The following is a 15,688-nucleotide window of genomic DNA, read 5'->3' as shown; positions in this document are numbered from 1 at the left end:
ATCGGCTAAGGCGTCGGAAGCCCCGGAATGGCGCGGCCGCCGCAGCGATCGCGGCGTCGCGTCATGGGGCCGGACTCAGATGGTCTGGGTCGGGCGGTCGGAGGCCAGGGTGGCGCCCAGCGCCTCTTCGATGCGCGCCTTGAGCTGGCGCGACTTCTCGTCGGAGGGGAAACGGATGCCGACGCCCGGAGCGCGGTTGCCCGCGGCACGCGCCGGCGTGATCCACGCGACCTTGCCGGCCACCGGATAGCGCTGCGGGTCTTCGGGCAGCGTCAGCAGCACATAGACGTCGTCGCCCAGCCGGTACTCGCGCGCGGTCGGAATGAAGATCCCGCCTTCGGCAAACAGCGGGATGTACGCCGCATACAGTGCGCCCTTTTCCTTGATCGCCAGCTGGATGACGCTGGGCCGGACGGGCGCGGAGGGGGAAGGAGCGGCAGGTGTGTTCATGGGCGGCGGCGTGCCGAGTTTAGGGTGGTTCTCGCCTCGCTCACAAGCGCTTCCAGCATCAGGCCCGCATTGAACGGGTGTTCTGCGGTTTTTGCCGCATTCGCGAGCGAGCGGGACCAGCGCGCCAGCGCCGCCCGGGGCGGTACCGCGGGCAGGTCGGCGGGCTCGAAGAAGCGCGGCTCGGCGCCGCAGTCCGTGGCCATCAGGTCGTGGCAGAGCTTCTGCAGCGCGCCGATGGCCTGGGCCGGGGCATGGTCGGCCAGCGCGCCGACATCTCCGCGCGACATCGCCTTGGGCAGCAGGGCCCAGGCCTTGGGCGACTGGCCCTGGCCGGCGAGGCGCAGCGCGTCGCTGGGCCGGCCGCCTGCCGCGCGCAGCAGTCCCGGCGCATCGGCCGCGGGAACGCCCTGCCCGACCAGCCAGTCCCGGGCCGCCTCGCCCTCGGGCCACGGCAGCGTGAAGCCAAGGCAGCGGCTGCGGATGGTGGGCAGCAACTGCCATGCGGCCTCGCTGGCCAGCACGAAGCGCACGTCGCCGACCGGCTCCTCCAGCGTCTTCAGCAGCGCATTGGCGGTGATCAGGTTCATGCGCTCGGCCGGGTAGACCAGCACGGCCTTGCCGCGTCCGCGCGCACTGGTGCGCTGGGCGAAGCCGATGGCGTCGCGCATCGCCTCGACGCGGATCTCGCGGCTGGGCTTGCGCTTCTTGTCGTCGATGTCGGCCTGCGACTTCTCGTCCAACGGCCAGCCCAGGGCCTGCATCGCGACTTCGGGCATCAGCACCAGCAGGTCGGCGTGGGTGCGGACCTGGATCGCATGGCAGCTCGGGCACTGGCCGCAGGCGCCGTGGGTCTTGGCCTCGTCGGGCTGCTCGCAAAGCCAGGTCGCCGCCAGCGACAGGCCGAGTTCGTACTGCCCGAGCCCCGAGGGGCCCTGCAGCAGCCAGGCATGGCCGCGCTGGCGCAGCAGCTCCGCGAGCGGCTGGCGCAGCCAGGGCTGGAGGGTGTCCGCCGTCATCGGGCGCGCCCTGCCAGGGCCGCTTCGACCTGCTGCCAGACCCGATCGCGCGCTTGGCTGGCGTCGATGCGGACGAAGCGATTCGACGCTGCGGCACGATCGGCGTACCCGGCCGCGACACGGCGAAAGAACTCGACCGGCTGCGACTCGAACTTGTCCGGCAGCCGGGCACCGGCCAGGCGTTCGGCGGCGGTCTCGGGCGGCAGGTCGAACCACAGGGTGACGTCGGGCTGCAGCAGCGGGCCGGAGGCCGCACCCGGCGCGCCCTGCACCCAGCGTTCGAGGGCCGAGAGCACAGCGGCATCGAAGCCGCGGCCCGCGCCCTGATAGGCGAAGGTGGCATCGGTGAAACGGTCGCACAGCACCACGTCGCCGCGCGCCAGCGCCGGCTCGATCACGCGCACGATATGGTCGCGGCGCGCCGCGAACACCAGCAGCGACTCGGTCAGCGCGTCCATCGGCTGCACAAGGATCAGTTCGCGCAGGGTTTCGGCGAGCGGCGTGCCCCCGGGTTCGCGCGTGCGCGTGACCTGGCGGCCCTGCGCCCTGAACAGCGCCTCGAGCGCGTCGATGTGGCTCGACTTGCCGGCGCCATCGATGCCTTCGAGGGTCAGGAAAAGCCCCTTCATTGCCCACTCCGCTGGTTGGGGTCGCCGCCGCGCTGGTAGCGGTTCACGGCCCGGTTGTGCTCGTCGAGCGATCGGCTGAACTGGCTCGTGCCGTCGCCTCGGGAAACGAAATAGAGCGACTGGCTCTGCGCCGGCTGCACGGCCGCCAGCAGCGCGGCCTTGCCCGGCATCGCGATCGGCGTCGGCGGCAGGCCGTTGCGCGTGTAGGTGTTCCAGGGCGTGTCGGCCTGCAGATCCTTCTTGCGCAGGTTGCCGTCGAAGCGGGTGCCGAGGCCGTAGATGACGGTGGGATCGGTCTGCAAGGGCATTCCGATCCGCAGCCGGTTGACGAAGACGGCCGCGATCTCGGCGCGGTCCTGGGCCTTGCCTGTCTCCTTTTCGACAATGCTGGCCAGGATCAGCGCCTCATCGGGCGTCTTGAGCGGCAAATCGGAGGCGCGAGCGGCCCAGGCGGCATCGAGCTTCCTGTCCATGGCGCGCATCGCGCGCTGCAGCAGGGCGATGTCGGTCGAGCCCTTCGAGTAGGTGTAGGTGTCGGGGAAGAAGCGGCCTTCCGGGTGCTGGCCCGGACGGCCCAGCGCGGCCATCAGTTCCTCGTCGCTGCGGCCCACGGTCTCGGGCTTGAGCTGCTCGGCCTTGGCCAGGGCCGCGCGCACCTGGCGGAAGTTCCAGCCCTCGACCAGCACCAGGCTGCGCGTCGCCTCCTCGCCGCGCACCAGGATGTTGAGCAGCAGGCGCGGCGTGACGCCCCGCTCCAGCTCGTAGCTGCCGGCGCGCATCTGCCGGTCCTGGCCCGAAAAGCGGAACCACAGGTAGAGCAGCTGAGGCGGCACGTCGACGCCCGCGTCGGCGACCGCCTGTGCGATGCCGCGCGGCGTGGTGCCCGGCTCGACCGACAGATCCACACTGGGCGCGGGCAGCTTGAGCGGCTGGTTGACCCACCAGAGGCCTGCGGCGCCTGCGGCCAGCGCGACGAGGGACGCCAGCAGAAAGAGAGTGAGAAGGAAGCGGCGCACGGATTCCGGAAAAGGAGGCGAACAGAGAAACGAGGTAGCCCTGCGGGCCGAACGGAACGAAGCCGGCCATGATAATTCAGCGATGACCCCTGTCGTTCTGAATGGCGTGACCGCCCTCTCCCACCTCGGTGTGATTCGAGCCGCTGGCCCTGATGCCGCGAACTTTCTGCATGGCCAGTTGACCCAGGATTTCGCGTTGCTCGACGCTTCCGAAGCCCGCCTGGCGGCCCTGTGTACTGCCAAGGGCCGGATGATCGCCAGCTTTGTCGGTATCCGGCCCGAGCCCGATCTGGTGCTGCTGGTGTGCAGCCGCGACATCCTCGCCGCGACGTTGAAGCGGCTGTCGATGTACGTGCTGCGCGCCAAGGCCAAGCTCAGTGACGCCAGCGATGAATTCGTGCTCTACGGCATCGCCGGAACCGCGCTGATCGCCAACGGCGTCGATGCCGGCGCGCCGCCGGGGCGCACCAGCGCGGTCGGCGACGCCCACGCGGTCACTCTCTACCCGTCCGACGGCGTTCCGCGTGCGCTGTGGATCGCACCGGCCGGCAGCGCCGCGCCTCAGGGCGCCGCGCTGGACCCGGCGCTCTGGTCCTGGAGCGAGGTGCGCAGCGGCATCGTGACGCTGAGCACGCCGGTGGTCGAAGCCTTCGTGCCGCAGATGCTCAACTACGAATCGGTGGGCGGCGTGAATTTCAAGAAGGGCTGCTATCCGGGCCAGGAAATCGTGGCGCGCAGCCAGTTCCGCGGCACCTTGAAGCGGCGCACTTACCTCGTGCAGGCCAGCGACGAGGTGGCGGTCGGCGATGAAGTCTTCGCGGCCAACGACGCGGAGCAGCCGGTCGGCACCGTGGCCCAGGCCGCGCCGGCGCCGGGCGGCGGATGGGCCGCGCTGATCTCGATCCAGATCGCCGCGGTCGATGCCGGGGGGCTGCATGCGCAGGCTGCCGATGGACCTGCGCTCACGGTGGAGCCCCTGCCCTACGCGCTGCTGGAAGATATCTAGGGCCAGGACGAAGGGTACGCAGGCGGTACACATTCCCGTTGGCGGCGTCGCCGCGCTTGGGGCCGGCGCGCTTGTTTCCTGCTCCCGAACGTGGTGTACTTTCCGTTCGTCCTGCGGCAGCGGATCGTTGGTCGCATCTTTGCCGGCCGCGGGCTTCTGTCGATGACCTCTCTCAAGGAGCGGACATGTCACTGCGCATCAACGACGTTTCTCCCGACTTCACGGCCAACACCACCAAGGGGCCGATCAAGTTCCACGACTGGATCGGCGACAGCTGGGCGATCCTCTTTTCGCATCCCAAGGACTTCACACCGGTGTGCACCACCGAGCTCGGCTACATGGCGAAGATCGAGCCCGAGTTCACCAAGCGCAACACCAAGCTGATCGGCTTGAGCGTCGATCCGGTCGACGCCCACGACCGCTGGGCCAAGGACATCGAGGAGACCCAGGGCTACCTTCCCAAGTACCCGATGATCGGCGACACCGATCTCGCCGTGGCCAAGCTCTACAACATGCTGCCGGCCGAGGAGGCGGGCACCTCCGAAGGGCGGACCGCGGCGACGAACGCGACGGTGCGCTCGGTCTTCGTCATCGGTCCCGACAAGCGCATCAAGCTGATGCTGACCTACCCGATGACCACGGGCCGCAACTTCGACGAGATCCTGCGCGTGCTCGATTCGATGCAGCTGACCGCCGCGCACAAGGTCGCCACGCCGGTCAATTGGAAGAACGGCGAGGACGTGATCATCGCCGGCTCGGTGTCCGACGATGACGCCAAGAAGCTGTTCCCCGACGGCTGGAAGTCGCCGAAGCCCTATCTCCGCGTGGTCAAGCAGCCGGGCTGATCCAGGCCCTCCGGAAGCCGCCGAACGGTCGCAGGACGCACACCCCATGGTCTTCGAGCAGATTGCGACCGGCGGCTGCCAGTCCTACCTGGTCGGCTGCGACGAGACCTGCGCGGCCGCGCTGATCGACCCCGAGCTGAGCCAGATCGATCACTACATCGCCCTCGCCGCCCGTGACGGCGTGCGTATCCGCTACCTGATCGACACCCACACCCACGCCGACCATTTCTCGGCCACCCGCGAGCTCGCGCGCCAGCTGGGCGTGCCGGTCGTCATGCATCGCGCAAGCCCGGCGCCCTTCGTCGACATGCGGCTCGGCGACGGCGAGATGGTCGTGCTCGGCAAGCTACGGCTGCAGGTGCTTCACACGCCGGGGCACACTGCGGACTCGATGTGCCTGCTGGTGGGGGATCGCCTCTTCACCGGCGACACGCTGCTCATCGGCGCCACCGGCCGCACCGACCTCCCGAGCGGCGACCCGGAAGCGCTCTACGACAGCCTGTTCAACCGCGTGCTGCGGCTGGACCCGGCACTCAAGGTGTGCCCGGCGCACGACTACAAGGGCCGCAGCCATTCGACGATCGCCGAGGAGCTCGCGTCCAACCCGCGCCTGCAGAAGCGCGAGCGCGGCGCCTTCGTCGAGATGATGCGCAGCCTCAATCTCACGATGCCCACGCACATCACCGAAGCATTGCGCACGAACATGAGCGGCGGCAAGACGGTGGCGCGACTCCTGGCCGAGGCCACGGCGGCCGTGCCTTTCATGTCGCTGGCCGAACTCAAGGGGCGCGTGGAGGCCGCCGAAGACGACCTCATCGTGCTCGACGTGCGCGAGCGCGATGCCTATGAGGCGGGCCACATCCCGGGCGCCCGGCTGCTGCCGCGCGGACAGCTCGAGCTGCGCGTCAACCAGGACCTGCCGGACCCGACGCGGCGCATCCTGAGCTGCTGCGAGCTGGGCTACATCTCGACGCTCGCCGCATCGACCTTGCGCCAGATGGGCTTCCTTCACACGGTCGCGCTCGATGGCGGCATGAAAGCCTGGCGCGAAGCCGGCTATCCGCTGAAGACCGGCCGGGATCCCTGAGCCGCCGCGCGAAGCCGCGCGGTGTTCGTCAGCAGCACCGTCCCTTGCCGCCGCCGTAGCGCGCCTCCAGGCGCTCGCGGAAGAAGGCCTCGTAGCTCATCGGGGCCTGGTCCGGATGCGTGCGTTCCATGTGGCTCAGGTAGGTGTCGTAGTCCGGCAGGCCCACCATCAGGCGCAGCGACTGCGCCAGCGAGCGCGTCAGGTAGCGCCCGGTCTCGGCCAGGCTGGCGCCGCTGGCCATCAGGCCGCGGCCGACGGCACCATCGGCTCGAAGGGCGTCTCGCGGGCGGTCGGGTGGTTGGCCCGGCGCGCCGCCAGCGCACTGCGCACGCTGTACACCAGCACGCTCAGCACCACGAAGATGAACAGCGCGCAGAGCCCGGCGTCGAGCCGGTCGTTGAAGACGATCCGGGCCATCGCCTCGGGCGTCTTCGCGGGGGCGATCAGCACGCCCTGCGCCAGGCCGTCGGCGTACTTCGAGGCATGGGCCAGGAAGCCCACCTTCGGGTCGGCCGAGAAGATCTTCTGCCAGCCCGCAGTCAGCGTGCAGATCAGCAGCCAGGCGGCCGGCGCCGCCGCCACCCAGGCATAGCGCTCGCGCTTCATGCGGAACAGCACCACGGTGCCGAGCATCAGCGCCACCGCGGCCAGCATCTGGTTGGAGATGCCGAACAGCGGCCACAGCGTGTTGATGCCGCCGAGCGGATCGACCACGCCCTGGTACAGGAAATAGCCCCAGGCCGCCACGCACAGGAAGGTCGCGATCAGGTTGGCCGGCAGCGAGTCGGTGCGCTTGAGCGCCGGCACGAAGCTGCCCATCAGGTCCTGCAGCATGAAGCGGCCGGCGCGGGTGCCCGCGTCCACTGCAGTCAGGATGAAGAGCGCCTCGAACAGGATCGCGAAGTGGTACCAGAAGGCCATCATCGCCTGCCCGCCGATCACCTGGTGCAGGATGTGCGCCATGCCGACCGCCAGGGTCGGGGCGCCGCCGGCGCGGCCGAGGATGGTGCTCTCGCCGACATCCTTGGCGGTCTGCACGAGCATGTCGGGCGTGACCGCGAAGCCCCAGCCCGAGATGGTCTGCGCCACCGCGTCGGGCGTGCTGCCGACCAGCGCGGCCGGGCTGTTCATCGCGAAGTAGACCCCCGGGTCGATGCAGGCGGCCGCCACCAGCGCCATCACGGCGACGAAGGACTCGGCCAGCATGCCGCCGTAGCCGATGAAGCGCGCGTGCAGTTCGTTGTCGAGCATCTTCGGCGTGGTGCCCGAGGAGATCAGCGCGTGGAAGCCCGACACCGCGCCGCAGGCGATGGTGATGAAGAGGAACGGGAACAGGTTGCCCGACCAGACCGGGCCGTTGCCCTGCGCGAACTGGGTCACGGCCGGCATCTGCAGCGTCGGCGCGACGAACACGATGCCGATGGCCAGCGCGATGATGGTGCCGATCTTGAGAAAGGTCGACAGGTAGTCGCGCGGCGCCAGCAGCAGCCACACCGGCAGGCTGGCGGCGACGAAGCCGTAGCCAATCAGCATCCAGGTCAGGGCCTTGCCGTCGAAGGTGAACATCGGGCCCCAGGTCGGGCTCATGCTCACGGCCTGGCCGCCGAAGATCGCCGCCATCAGCAGCACGAAGCCGATCACCGAGACCTCGCCGATGCGGCCCGGACGGATGTAGCGCAGGTAGAGGCCCATGAAGACCGCCACGGGGATGGTCGCTGCCACCGTGAAGGTGCCCCACGGCGATTCGGCGAGCGCCTTGACCACGATCAGCGCCAGCACCGCGAGGATGATGATCATGATCATGAAGGTGCCGAACAGCGCGATCATCCCGGGCACGGTGCCCATCTCCTGCTTGATCAGGTCGCCCAGCGAGCGGCCGTCGCGGCGGGTCGAGATGAACAGCACGATGAAGTCCTGCACCGCCCCCGCGAACACCACGCCGGCCAGGATCCACAGGAGCCCGGGCAGGTAGCCCATCTGCGCCGCGAGCACCGGGCCGACCAGCGGACCGGCGCCGGCGATGGCCGCGAAGTGGTGGCCGAACAGCACGTTCTTGTCGGTCGGCACGTAGTCCAGGCCGTCGTTGTGGCGGTGCGCCGGCGTTTTTCGACCGCCGTCCAGGCCGAGCACGCGGGTGGCGATGAACAGGCTGTAGTAGCGGTAGGCGATCAGGTAGGTGCAGATCGCGGCGACCACGATCCAGAGCGCATTGATGGCTTCGCCGCGGGACAGGGCCACGGTGCCGAGCGCAAAGGCGCCGACCACGGCCACGACGAGCCACACCAGGTGGCGGCGGATGCTGTGCATTGGATGTCTCCGGAAAATGAACCCCCGGGAGTTTGGCGAGCCTGGGCCGCGCCGGCATCGGTTGCACCGCGCGAATCGGGCGCGTGGCATCACCTAAGGGATAACCCTAGGCAATCGTTCAGCTGCCCTTGAACTCCCGGGCGTGTTCGACGGCGTACTTGATCAGGGCCGACTGGCCTTCGAGCCCGAGCCGCCGCTTGATGCTCTGCCGATGCGCCTCGACTGTGCGCACGCTGAGGCCGAGCTCGCGCGCGATCTGCTTGCTCGAGTCGCCGCGGCCGAGCGCCGACAGGATCTCGCTCTCGCGCGGCGTCAGCAGTGGCCGCGGCTGCTGGTTGGCGAACAGCCGCTGCGACACCGCCGAACTCAGGAAGGTGCCGCCGGCCGCGACGGCCTCGATCGCGGCGACGATCTCGGCCGCCGGCGCGTCCTTGAGCACATAGCCGCGGGCGCCCGCCTGCAGCGCCTGCTGCACGTACTCGGGGTTGTCGTACATGCTGAGCATCAGCACCCGCACTTCGGGCTGACGATCACGCAAGAGCGATGCCAGCTCGATGCCGCTCATGCCCTTCATGCCGACGTCGGCCAGCACCAGGCCAGGGCGGGTCTCGGCGATCCCTTCCAGCGCTTCGGCGGCGCTGCCGGCCTCGCCGACGATCTCGAGTCCCGGCAGCGGACCGAGCCGGGCCCGGAGGCCGTCGCGCACCAGCGGATGGTCGTCGACCAGGAACAGGCGGATCACCGCGGAGGCCGTCATGCGCCCTCCCCCGCGACCACCGGCACCTCGGCCAGGATCGAGGTGCCGTCGCGGTCGGAGCGCACGCCGAGCGAGCCGCCGATGGCGGCCACGCGCTCGCGCATGTTGCGCAGGCCGATCCCGCGCTTCGGATCGAGTTCGAGCGCGGCCTCGTCGAAACCGCTGCCGTCGTCGCTGACCTCGAGCTGCACGGCCTTGCCCGCGAAGGCCAGCACGATGCCCACCTGCTGCGCCCCGGCGTGCTTGCGCACATTGGTCAACGCCTCCTGCGCAACGCGGAACAGCGCGGTCTTCACCTCTTGCGGCAGTTCGCGCGGCAATCCCTGCACCGTGACCGAGGCGGCGACCCCGCCCTCGTCGCCGAACTCGGCGCCCAGCCGTTCGAGCGCCGCCGGCAGGCCCAGCGTGTCGAGCAGGGCCGGCCGCAGGCGGTGCGAGATGCGCCGCACTTCCACCAGCGATTCATTGAGCCGCTGCAGCGCCTTGCCCAGTGTCGGCGGCACCTGCTGGCGCGCGCGCTCCAGCGCATCGACCGCGGATTCGATCATCAGCTTGGCCGATACCAGCGTCTGGCTGGTGCCGTCGTGCAGCTCGCGCGCCAAGTGGGCGCGCTCGTCCTCCTGCGATTGCACGACCTGGCGTGCCAGCAGCCGCAGCCGGGCCTCGGCGATGCGGTGCTCGCTGAGGTTCAGCAGCAGCCCGGTGGCGCTGACCACGGCCAGGCACAGCGCGGCGATGCCGGCGATCCAGAGCATGGTGGTCGTGACGTTGGTGTTCATCTGCCGGTCCAGGGTCTGCATCGCGACGTCGATGTCGTCGAGGTAGAGGCCGGTGCCGACCATCCAGTTCCAGCGCGGCAACGCGGTCACATAGCCGAGCTTGGGCGCCAGCTGCGCGCTGGAAGGTTTGCGCCACTGGTACTCGACATAGCCGCCGCCTTCGTTCGCCCGCGCGATCAGGTCCTGGATGGTGAGGCGGCCCTGGGAGTCGCGCAGCTCCCACAGCGACCGGCCGACCAGCTCGGGCTGGCGCGAATGCATCAGCGAGCGGCCCTGCAGGTCGTAGACGAAGAAATAGCCGTCGTTGCCGTAGTCGAGCGCGGCCAGGCGGCGCAGGGCTTCGGCGCGCGCGGCCTCGTCGTCGAGGCCGGCATCGTACAAGGGCCGCACGGTGCTCACGGCCAGGTCGACGTAGCTGCGCAGCTCGCTGCGCCGCTGCGCCATGTAGGTCTTCTCGATCAGCGCCCGCTCGCGCTGCGCCAGGTCGCGCTCCTGGTGGCGCACCGCGAAGGCCACCAGCATCAGCGCGACCAGCAGCGGCGCCACCGCGAGGGCGACGATCTTGGTCCTCAGGTTCATGGGGCGGCAAGACTAACATTTGCGGCGCGGGCGGCGTCCTGGGCCTGGGCCTTTTCGCCTAGTTTTGGGGGCCGCCCGGCATGCGGTGCGGGCCCGTCGACCCCACTGCGCCGGCCCTTCGGGCTGCCTTGCGGTGCTCGCCTTTCGCGGGGTCTCGCTCAAACTCGCCTTCGGCTCAAACAGTCGCGAGCCCTGATCCGCGAAAGGCTGCGCTCCTCAGCGGCGCAGAGGGGATCGCCGGTCCCGCACCGCATGCCGGGCTCAGGGGTGTTCGAAGATCGGTGGCGTCTCCAACGCCGATGCAACCCCAGCGTGTCAGCGGCGGCGGGCGGTATGCCCCGGGCTGGCCGTTGAGGCACCGCGAGCAGCGCAGGGCAGCCGCGAAGCGGCCGGTGACGTCGGCCGGCCCGGGGCACACTGCCCGCCGCCGCCGCCACCCTCCACCAAAAACTCAGGCCACCAACTTGAACAGCTCCGCAGCCAGTTCCTTCGGCATATCGACCATCACGTCATGGCTGCACGGCATCTTCACGACGCGCCAGCCGGCCGCGCCCTCTGCCTTGGCCGCGAAATGGCGGAACGGACTCGGGTCCCAGCCGTCGGCCAGGATGTAGAGCCGGTTCGCGACCTTGTCGCCGGCGCCGGTCAGCAGCAGCGGCATGTCGAAGGTGGCCAGCGCCTGCGGCCGGCACAGACGGTCGACCCGCGCACGGTTGGCCATCGCGATGTTGAACATCTCGGCCGGGATCGGCTGCATCAGGCCGCTGTGATCCTGCAGTGCGGTGCCGCGGAAGGCGCCGATGAACTGGGCCGCCACCTCGGGCACCAGCGCCTTGGACAGCAGCCCGATCAGCGAATCGCCATGCTCGGGCACGAAGGCATCGAGGTAGACCAGCGAGCGGATGCGGTCACTCATGCGGTCGGCGACGCCGGTGATCACCATGCCGCCATATGAATGCCCGACCAGGATCACGTCGCTCAGTTCTTCCCATTCGATGCAGCCGCAAACGTCGCGGATGTGAGTCTCGAGCGTGATGTTCTCGGCCGACTGATGAAAGCGCTCGCCGACGCCGGTGTGCGTGGGCGTGAAGACCGTGTGCCCGGCGGCCCGCAGCGCCGCCGCGGTGTCCCTGTAGCACCAGCCGCCATGCCAGGCGCCATGAACCAGAACGAAGTTGGCCATCGATGTGTCTCCGTAAAAGCTGCGAGGCGCACATCTTGGGCGTGCCGGGTCCCGGCTGCCATCGGGTAATCCCGCCGGTGGCTCAGAGCTTTCTGCGCATCTCGATGTGGGCGATGCCGGCTTCCTCGAAGGGCTCGCCATGCGGCGCGTAGCCCAGGCGCGTGTAGAAGGCCTCGGCACTGCGCTGGGCGTGGAGCGTGACCTCGCTGTCGCCGCGCGCCGCCGCCGCGGCCTCGAGCGCCCGCAGCACGGCCTCGCCATGGCCGCCGCCGCGCAGCGTACGGTGCACCGCCATGCGGCCGATGCGCGCCAGCCCGGGCGCCTCGGGCACCATGCGGCCGGTCGCGATCACCTGCCCCAGGCGGTTGCGCGCCACGGCATGCAGCGCGGTCGCGTCGTGCGCGTCCCATTCGAGTTCCTTGGGGATGCGCTGCTCCTCGATGAAGACCTCGCGCCGCACCTTGCCCGCGCCCTCGCCGAGCTGGGCCCAGTCGCCGGTGGCGACCTCGCGCATCGGTTCGCCGGCCTCATATCCGGCGAGAACCTCGCGCAGCAACGGCGGCACCGGCTTCGAAGTCTGCGTGGCCGGATCGGCGAACACATAGACCAGCTCGCAGCTCACCAGCAGCTGCTCGCCGCGGAACAGCCCGCCGTGGAACACGATCGAGGAGTTGCCCACGCGCTGGCACTTCATGCCGACGTCGAGCAGGTCGTCGACCCGCGCCGAGGCATTGAACTCGACCGTGGCCTTGCGCACGTAGAGATCGCCTTCGAGCGCCTGCATCGCCTCCTCGTAGGGCAATGCCATCGCGCGCCAGTAGTCGGCGATCGCGGTGTCGAAGTACATCAGGTAGTGGGCGTTGAAGACGATCTTCTGCATGTCCACCTCGGCCCAGCGCACGCGCAGGCGATGGAAGAAGCGGAAGTCGGATTTCTTGTGGAGATCGGTCATGGTTGCAAGGCTTGTTTCAGAGCATGGGCGGCATCGGCGTGAGCCTGCAGCGCCTCGGGGATGGCACGGCCCATCTTGACGAATTCATGGATCACGCCGCGGTAGATCTCGAGGTCGACCGCGACGCCGGCGGCGCGCAGCTTGTCGGCGTAGGCGATGCCCTCGTCGACCACCGGGTCGATCTCGGCCAGGCCGATCCAGGCCGGCGCGACACCATCGACATCGTCCGCGTTGAGCGGCGCGAAGCGCCAGTCGTCGCGTTCGGCCTTGGAATGAACGTAGAGGCCGAAGAACCAGCTGATCAGCGCTTCGCCGAGCAGCGGGCCCTCGGCGTAGCGCCGGTGCGAGTCCGTGTCCTGGTGGGCCGCGGTGCCGGGATAGATCAGCAATTGAAGCGCGACCGGGAGGCCGGCGTCACGCGCCAGGATGGCGCACACCGCGGCCAGCGTGCCGCCCGCACTGTCGCCGCCGACCGCGATCCGCGACCCGTCCAGCCCCCATTGCGCCGCGTGCTTCGCGATGTGCGCGAGCGCATCCCAGGCGTCGTTCGCCGCGGTCGGAAACCTGTGATCGGGCGCCAGCCGGTAGTCGACCGAGATCACCGCGCAGCCGCTGCGCTGGCTCAGCACCCGGCACAGCGTGTCGTGCGTCGCGATGCTGCCGACCGTGAAGCCGCCACCGTGGAAGAACAGCAGCAAGGGCAGCACGTCGCTGGAGGGCGCGTACAGGCGCACCGGCAGCGCATGGCCGTCGCGCGCCGGCACGCTGTGGTCCTCGACGCGCGCGAGCTGCGGCTTGGGGACTTCGAGCACGCCGGCGCCTTTTTCGTAGGCGGCGCGTGCGTCGGCCGGCGTCAGGGAATGGAGCGGCGGGCGCCCGGCGCGGGCCATGCGTTCGACCACGCTGGCCATCTTGGCGGTCAGCGCGGCCATGGACGGGTTGTACCGCTGGTGACAAGCGCAAGGGTTTTTTTCGTGTCCAAGGGCGTCGGTGCTTGTTAGATTCGAAGGCCCGCATCGTACCGTCCGCAACACCGGCGTCTTCCCCATGGCCCTCATCCAGTACCTGACCCAGATCCAGTTCGACTTCGGCGCGATCCAGCTGCTGCGCAGCGAATGCGAGCGCATCGGCATCACCCGGCCGCTGGTCGTCACCGACGCCGGCGTGCGCGCCGCCGGCATCCTGCAGAAGGCGCTCGACGCGCTCGGCGACCTGCCAGTGGCGGTATTCGACCAGACGCCCTCGAATCCGACCGAGGCCGCGGTGCGGCTGGCGGCCGCGCAGTACCGCGAGGCGCGCTGCGACGGCCTGATCGCGGTGGGCGGCGGCTCGGCCATCGACTGCGCCAAGGGCGTCGCGATCGCCGCCACGCACGAAGGCCCGCTCAAGACCTACGCCACCATCGAAGGCGGCTCGCCGAAGATCACCGACCGGGTCGCGCCGCTGATCGCCGTGCCGACCACCAGCGGCACCGGCAGCGAGGTCGCGCGCGGCGCGATCGTGATCGTCGACGACCATCGAAAACTCGGCTTCCACAGCTGGTTCCTGATGCCCAAGGCCGCCATCTGCGACCCCGAACTCACGCTCGGCCTGCCGCCGAAGCTGACCGCGGCCACGGGCATGGACGCCATCGCCCATTGCATGGAGACCTTCATGTCGGCGGCCTTCAATCCGCCGGCTGACGGCATCGCGCTCGATGGCCTCGAACGTGCCTGGGCCCACATCGAACGCGCCACCCGCGACGGCAGCGACCGCGAGGCGCGGCTCAACCTGATGAGCGCCTCGATGCAGGGCGCAATGGCCTTCCAGAAGGGCCTGGGCTGCGTGCATTCGCTGAGCCACAGCCTGGGCGGGATCGATCCGCGGCTGCACCATGGCACCCTCAACGCCCTCTTCCTGCCGGCCGTGATCCACTTCAACGCCGGCGCCGAGTCGGTCCGCAAGGAACAGCGCCTGCAGCGCATGGCGCAGGCCATGCACCTGGATTCGGCCGGCGACCTGGGCGACGCGATCCGCGACATGAGCGCGCGCCTGGGCCTGCCCAAGGGCCTGGCCGAGGTCGGCGTCACCAAGGCGATCTTCGAGGCCGTGATCGACGGCGCGATGGCCGACCACTGCCACAAGACCAACCCGCGGCTCGCGACCCGCGACGACTACCGTCAGATGCTCGAAGCGTCGATGTAAGGGGCGCCGGCTTCGGCCAGCAGCCAGTTGCGGAACAGCCCCATCGCCGGACTCGACGGCCGCGACCGCAGGCGGGTGAGCCAGTAGCTGCCGGTCATCACCTCGATGGCCAGCGGCCGCATCAAGCGCCCCTCCTGCAGCTCGCGCTCGAACATCGAGGCCGGCGCCAGCGCGACGCCCGCGCCTTGCACGGCCGCCTCGACCATCAGCCGCGACGAATCGAACACCGGCCCGCGAATCGCCGGGCAGTCCAGGCCCGCGGCGGCGAACCAGCCCGGCCAGTCTTCCGCCCGGTAGGAGCGCAGCAGGGTCTCGTGCGCCAGGTCCTGCGGCCGGTGCACGCGGACTGCCACCGCGGGGGCGCACAGCACGGTCAGCGGCGCGGGCAGCAAGGGGTCGGCCAGCAGGCCCGGCCAGTTGCCATCGCCGAAGCGGATCGCGAAGTCCAGCCCTTCGGCCGCCAGGTCGACCACGTTGTTGTGCGTCATCAGGCGCAGGTCGATGAAGGGGCAGCTTTCGCGGAACAGCCGCAGCCGCGGCATCAGCCAGCCGACCGCGAAGGTGCCGACCACGCCGATGCTCAGGACCTCGAAGAAATGGCCGTTGTCGAACTGCTGGATCACCGCTTCCATGCGGCCGAAGGCATCGACCAGCACCGGCAGCAGCGCATGGCCTTCGTCGGTCAGCGCCAGGCCGCGCGGCAGGCGCCGGAACAGCGCCACGCCGAGCCTCGACTCCAGGCCGCGCACCTGCTGGCTGACCGCCGCCTGCGTCACGTGGAGCTCGGCCGCCGCGAGCGTGAAGCTGAGATGGCGCGCGGCGCATTCGAAGGCCCGCAGCGCGTTGAGGGGAAGATGGGGGCGGGTCATTGGAGGTGATAGATTTTCTTTTGCGATCT

Annotated in this window: 16 protein-coding genes; 4 read left to right on the top strand and 12 right to left on the bottom strand. The window is 69.7% G+C overall.

Translation table 11 applies throughout. The features are described 5' to 3' along the window. Positions 1–75 precede the first annotated feature (75 nt). The 4 genes from AB4Z46_RS09795 to mltG are packed head-to-tail and all read right to left on the bottom strand — an operon-like array spanning position 76 to position 3,111. Complete coding sequence (locus AB4Z46_RS09795; protein WP_442283291.1) at positions 76–450, bottom strand: PilZ domain-containing protein; 375 nt, start codon at positions 448–450, stop codon at positions 76–78. Continuing rightward, positions 447–1,466, bottom strand: coding sequence for a DNA polymerase III subunit delta' (locus AB4Z46_RS09790; protein ID WP_442283290.1), 1,020 nt, complete (start codon positions 1,464–1,466; stop codon positions 447–449). The genes AB4Z46_RS09795 and AB4Z46_RS09790 overlap by 4 nt, the downstream gene beginning before the upstream one ends. Continuing rightward, on the bottom strand, positions 1,463–2,095 hold the full coding sequence (gene tmk / locus AB4Z46_RS09785) for a dTMP kinase (RefSeq protein WP_442283289.1): 633 nt from the start codon (positions 2,093–2,095) through the stop codon (positions 1,463–1,465). The genes AB4Z46_RS09790 and tmk overlap by 4 nt, the downstream gene beginning before the upstream one ends. Continuing rightward, the gene (mltG, locus tag AB4Z46_RS09780; protein WP_442283288.1) at positions 2,092–3,111 is read right to left on the bottom strand and encodes an endolytic transglycosylase MltG; all 1,020 of its coding nucleotides are present in this window, start codon (positions 3,109–3,111) and stop codon (positions 2,092–2,094) included. The genes tmk and mltG overlap by 4 nt, the downstream gene beginning before the upstream one ends. Positions 3,112–3,193: 82 nt before the next feature. On the opposite strand from mltG, the gene ygfZ reads away from it, so the two are divergent. From ygfZ to AB4Z46_RS09765, 3 genes are all read left to right on the top strand, one after another. Further along, positions 3,194–4,117, top strand: coding sequence for a CAF17-like 4Fe-4S cluster assembly/insertion protein YgfZ (gene ygfZ / locus AB4Z46_RS09775; protein ID WP_442283287.1), 924 nt, complete (start codon positions 3,194–3,196; stop codon positions 4,115–4,117). Between the two features lie 185 nt (positions 4,118–4,302). Then, positions 4,303–4,962, top strand: a complete 660-nt coding sequence (locus AB4Z46_RS09770) for a peroxiredoxin (protein WP_442283286.1) — start codon at positions 4,303–4,305, stop codon at positions 4,960–4,962. Positions 4,963–5,008: 46 nt separating this feature from the next. Then, positions 5,009–6,049, top strand: a complete 1,041-nt coding sequence (locus tag AB4Z46_RS09765) for an MBL fold metallo-hydrolase (protein ID WP_442283285.1) — start codon at positions 5,009–5,011, stop codon at positions 6,047–6,049. Positions 6,050–6,077: 28 nt separating this feature from the next. On the opposite strand, the gene AB4Z46_RS09760 is transcribed toward AB4Z46_RS09765, so the two are convergent. From AB4Z46_RS09760 to AB4Z46_RS09730, 7 genes are all read right to left on the bottom strand, one after another. Continuing rightward, positions 6,078–6,290, bottom strand: a complete 213-nt coding sequence (locus tag AB4Z46_RS09760; RefSeq protein WP_442283284.1) for a YbdD/YjiX family protein — start codon at positions 6,288–6,290, stop codon at positions 6,078–6,080. Continuing rightward, positions 6,290–8,356, bottom strand: coding sequence for a carbon starvation CstA family protein (locus AB4Z46_RS09755; protein WP_442283283.1), 2,067 nt, complete (start codon positions 8,354–8,356; stop codon positions 6,290–6,292). The genes AB4Z46_RS09760 and AB4Z46_RS09755 overlap by 1 nt, the downstream gene beginning before the upstream one ends. A 118-nt stretch (positions 8,357–8,474) precedes the next feature. Next, entirely contained in the window at positions 8,475–9,113 is a 639-nt protein-coding gene (locus AB4Z46_RS09750; RefSeq protein WP_442283282.1) for a response regulator, read from the bottom strand. Further along, entirely contained in the window at positions 9,110–10,471 is a 1,362-nt protein-coding gene (locus tag AB4Z46_RS09745; protein WP_442283281.1) for a cache domain-containing protein, read from the bottom strand. Before AB4Z46_RS09745 ends, AB4Z46_RS09750 begins: the two co-directional genes overlap by 4 nt. A 451-nt stretch (positions 10,472–10,922) precedes the next feature. Next, the gene (locus tag AB4Z46_RS09740) at positions 10,923–11,654 is read right to left on the bottom strand and encodes an alpha/beta fold hydrolase (RefSeq protein WP_442283280.1); all 732 of its coding nucleotides are present in this window, start codon (positions 11,652–11,654) and stop codon (positions 10,923–10,925) included. A gap of 82 nt (positions 11,655–11,736) precedes the next feature. Next, on the bottom strand, positions 11,737–12,606 hold the full coding sequence (locus tag AB4Z46_RS09735; RefSeq protein ID WP_442283279.1) for a YbgC/FadM family acyl-CoA thioesterase: 870 nt from the start codon (positions 12,604–12,606) through the stop codon (positions 11,737–11,739). Further along, complete coding sequence (locus AB4Z46_RS09730; protein WP_442283278.1) at positions 12,603–13,538, bottom strand: alpha/beta hydrolase; 936 nt, start codon at positions 13,536–13,538, stop codon at positions 12,603–12,605. Before AB4Z46_RS09730 ends, AB4Z46_RS09735 begins: the two co-directional genes overlap by 4 nt. A 115-nt stretch (positions 13,539–13,653) precedes the next feature. Between AB4Z46_RS09730 and AB4Z46_RS09725 the strand changes: the two genes are divergently transcribed. Continuing rightward, positions 13,654–14,790, top strand: coding sequence for an iron-containing alcohol dehydrogenase (locus AB4Z46_RS09725; protein ID WP_442283277.1), 1,137 nt, complete (start codon positions 13,654–13,656; stop codon positions 14,788–14,790). Here AB4Z46_RS09725 and AB4Z46_RS09720 read toward each other — a convergent pair. Continuing rightward, positions 14,766–15,659, bottom strand: a complete 894-nt coding sequence (locus AB4Z46_RS09720; protein WP_442283276.1) for a LysR family transcriptional regulator — start codon at positions 15,657–15,659, stop codon at positions 14,766–14,768. The genes AB4Z46_RS09725 and AB4Z46_RS09720 overlap by 25 nt on opposite strands. Positions 15,660–15,688 lie beyond the last annotated feature (29 nt).

The sequence above is a fragment of the Variovorax sp. M-6 genome (assembly GCF_052114385.1).
GTDB lineage: Bacteria > Pseudomonadota > Gammaproteobacteria > Burkholderiales > Burkholderiaceae_C > Variovorax.
This window is presented reverse-complemented; position numbering and strand designations above follow the sequence as displayed.

Coding starts and splice junctions, on each gene's coding strand:
- AB4Z46_RS09720 (WP_442283276.1), bottom strand. CDS start 15,659: ATGACCCGCCCCCATCTTCCCCTCAACGCGCTGCGGGCCTTCGAATGC.
- AB4Z46_RS09750 (WP_442283282.1), bottom strand. CDS start 9,113: ATGACGGCCTCCGCGGTGATCCGCCTGTTCCTGGTCGACGACCATCCG.
- AB4Z46_RS09770 (WP_442283286.1), top strand. CDS start 4,303: ATGTCACTGCGCATCAACGACGTTTCTCCCGACTTCACGGCCAACACC.
- AB4Z46_RS09765 (WP_442283285.1), top strand. CDS start 5,009: ATGGTCTTCGAGCAGATTGCGACCGGCGGCTGCCAGTCCTACCTGGTC.
- AB4Z46_RS09790 (WP_442283290.1), bottom strand. CDS start 1,466: ATGACGGCGGACACCCTCCAGCCCTGGCTGCGCCAGCCGCTCGCGGAG.
- AB4Z46_RS09740 (WP_442283280.1), bottom strand. CDS start 11,654: ATGGCCAACTTCGTTCTGGTTCATGGCGCCTGGCATGGCGGCTGGTGC.
- tmk (WP_442283289.1), bottom strand. CDS start 2,095: ATGAAGGGGCTTTTCCTGACCCTCGAAGGCATCGATGGCGCCGGCAAG.
- AB4Z46_RS09735 (WP_442283279.1), bottom strand. CDS start 12,606: ATGACCGATCTCCACAAGAAATCCGACTTCCGCTTCTTCCATCGCCTG.
- AB4Z46_RS09755 (WP_442283283.1), bottom strand. CDS start 8,356: ATGCACAGCATCCGCCGCCACCTGGTGTGGCTCGTCGTGGCCGTGGTC.
- AB4Z46_RS09745 (WP_442283281.1), bottom strand. CDS start 10,471: ATGAACCTGAGGACCAAGATCGTCGCCCTCGCGGTGGCGCCGCTGCTG.
- ygfZ (WP_442283287.1), top strand. CDS start 3,194: ATGACCCCTGTCGTTCTGAATGGCGTGACCGCCCTCTCCCACCTCGGT.
- AB4Z46_RS09760 (WP_442283284.1), bottom strand. CDS start 6,290: ATGGCCAGCGGCGCCAGCCTGGCCGAGACCGGGCGCTACCTGACGCGC.
- AB4Z46_RS09725 (WP_442283277.1), top strand. CDS start 13,654: ATGGCCCTCATCCAGTACCTGACCCAGATCCAGTTCGACTTCGGCGCG.
- AB4Z46_RS09730 (WP_442283278.1), bottom strand. CDS start 13,538: ATGGCCGCGCTGACCGCCAAGATGGCCAGCGTGGTCGAACGCATGGCC.
- AB4Z46_RS09795 (WP_442283291.1), bottom strand. CDS start 450: ATGAACACACCTGCCGCTCCTTCCCCCTCCGCGCCCGTCCGGCCCAGC.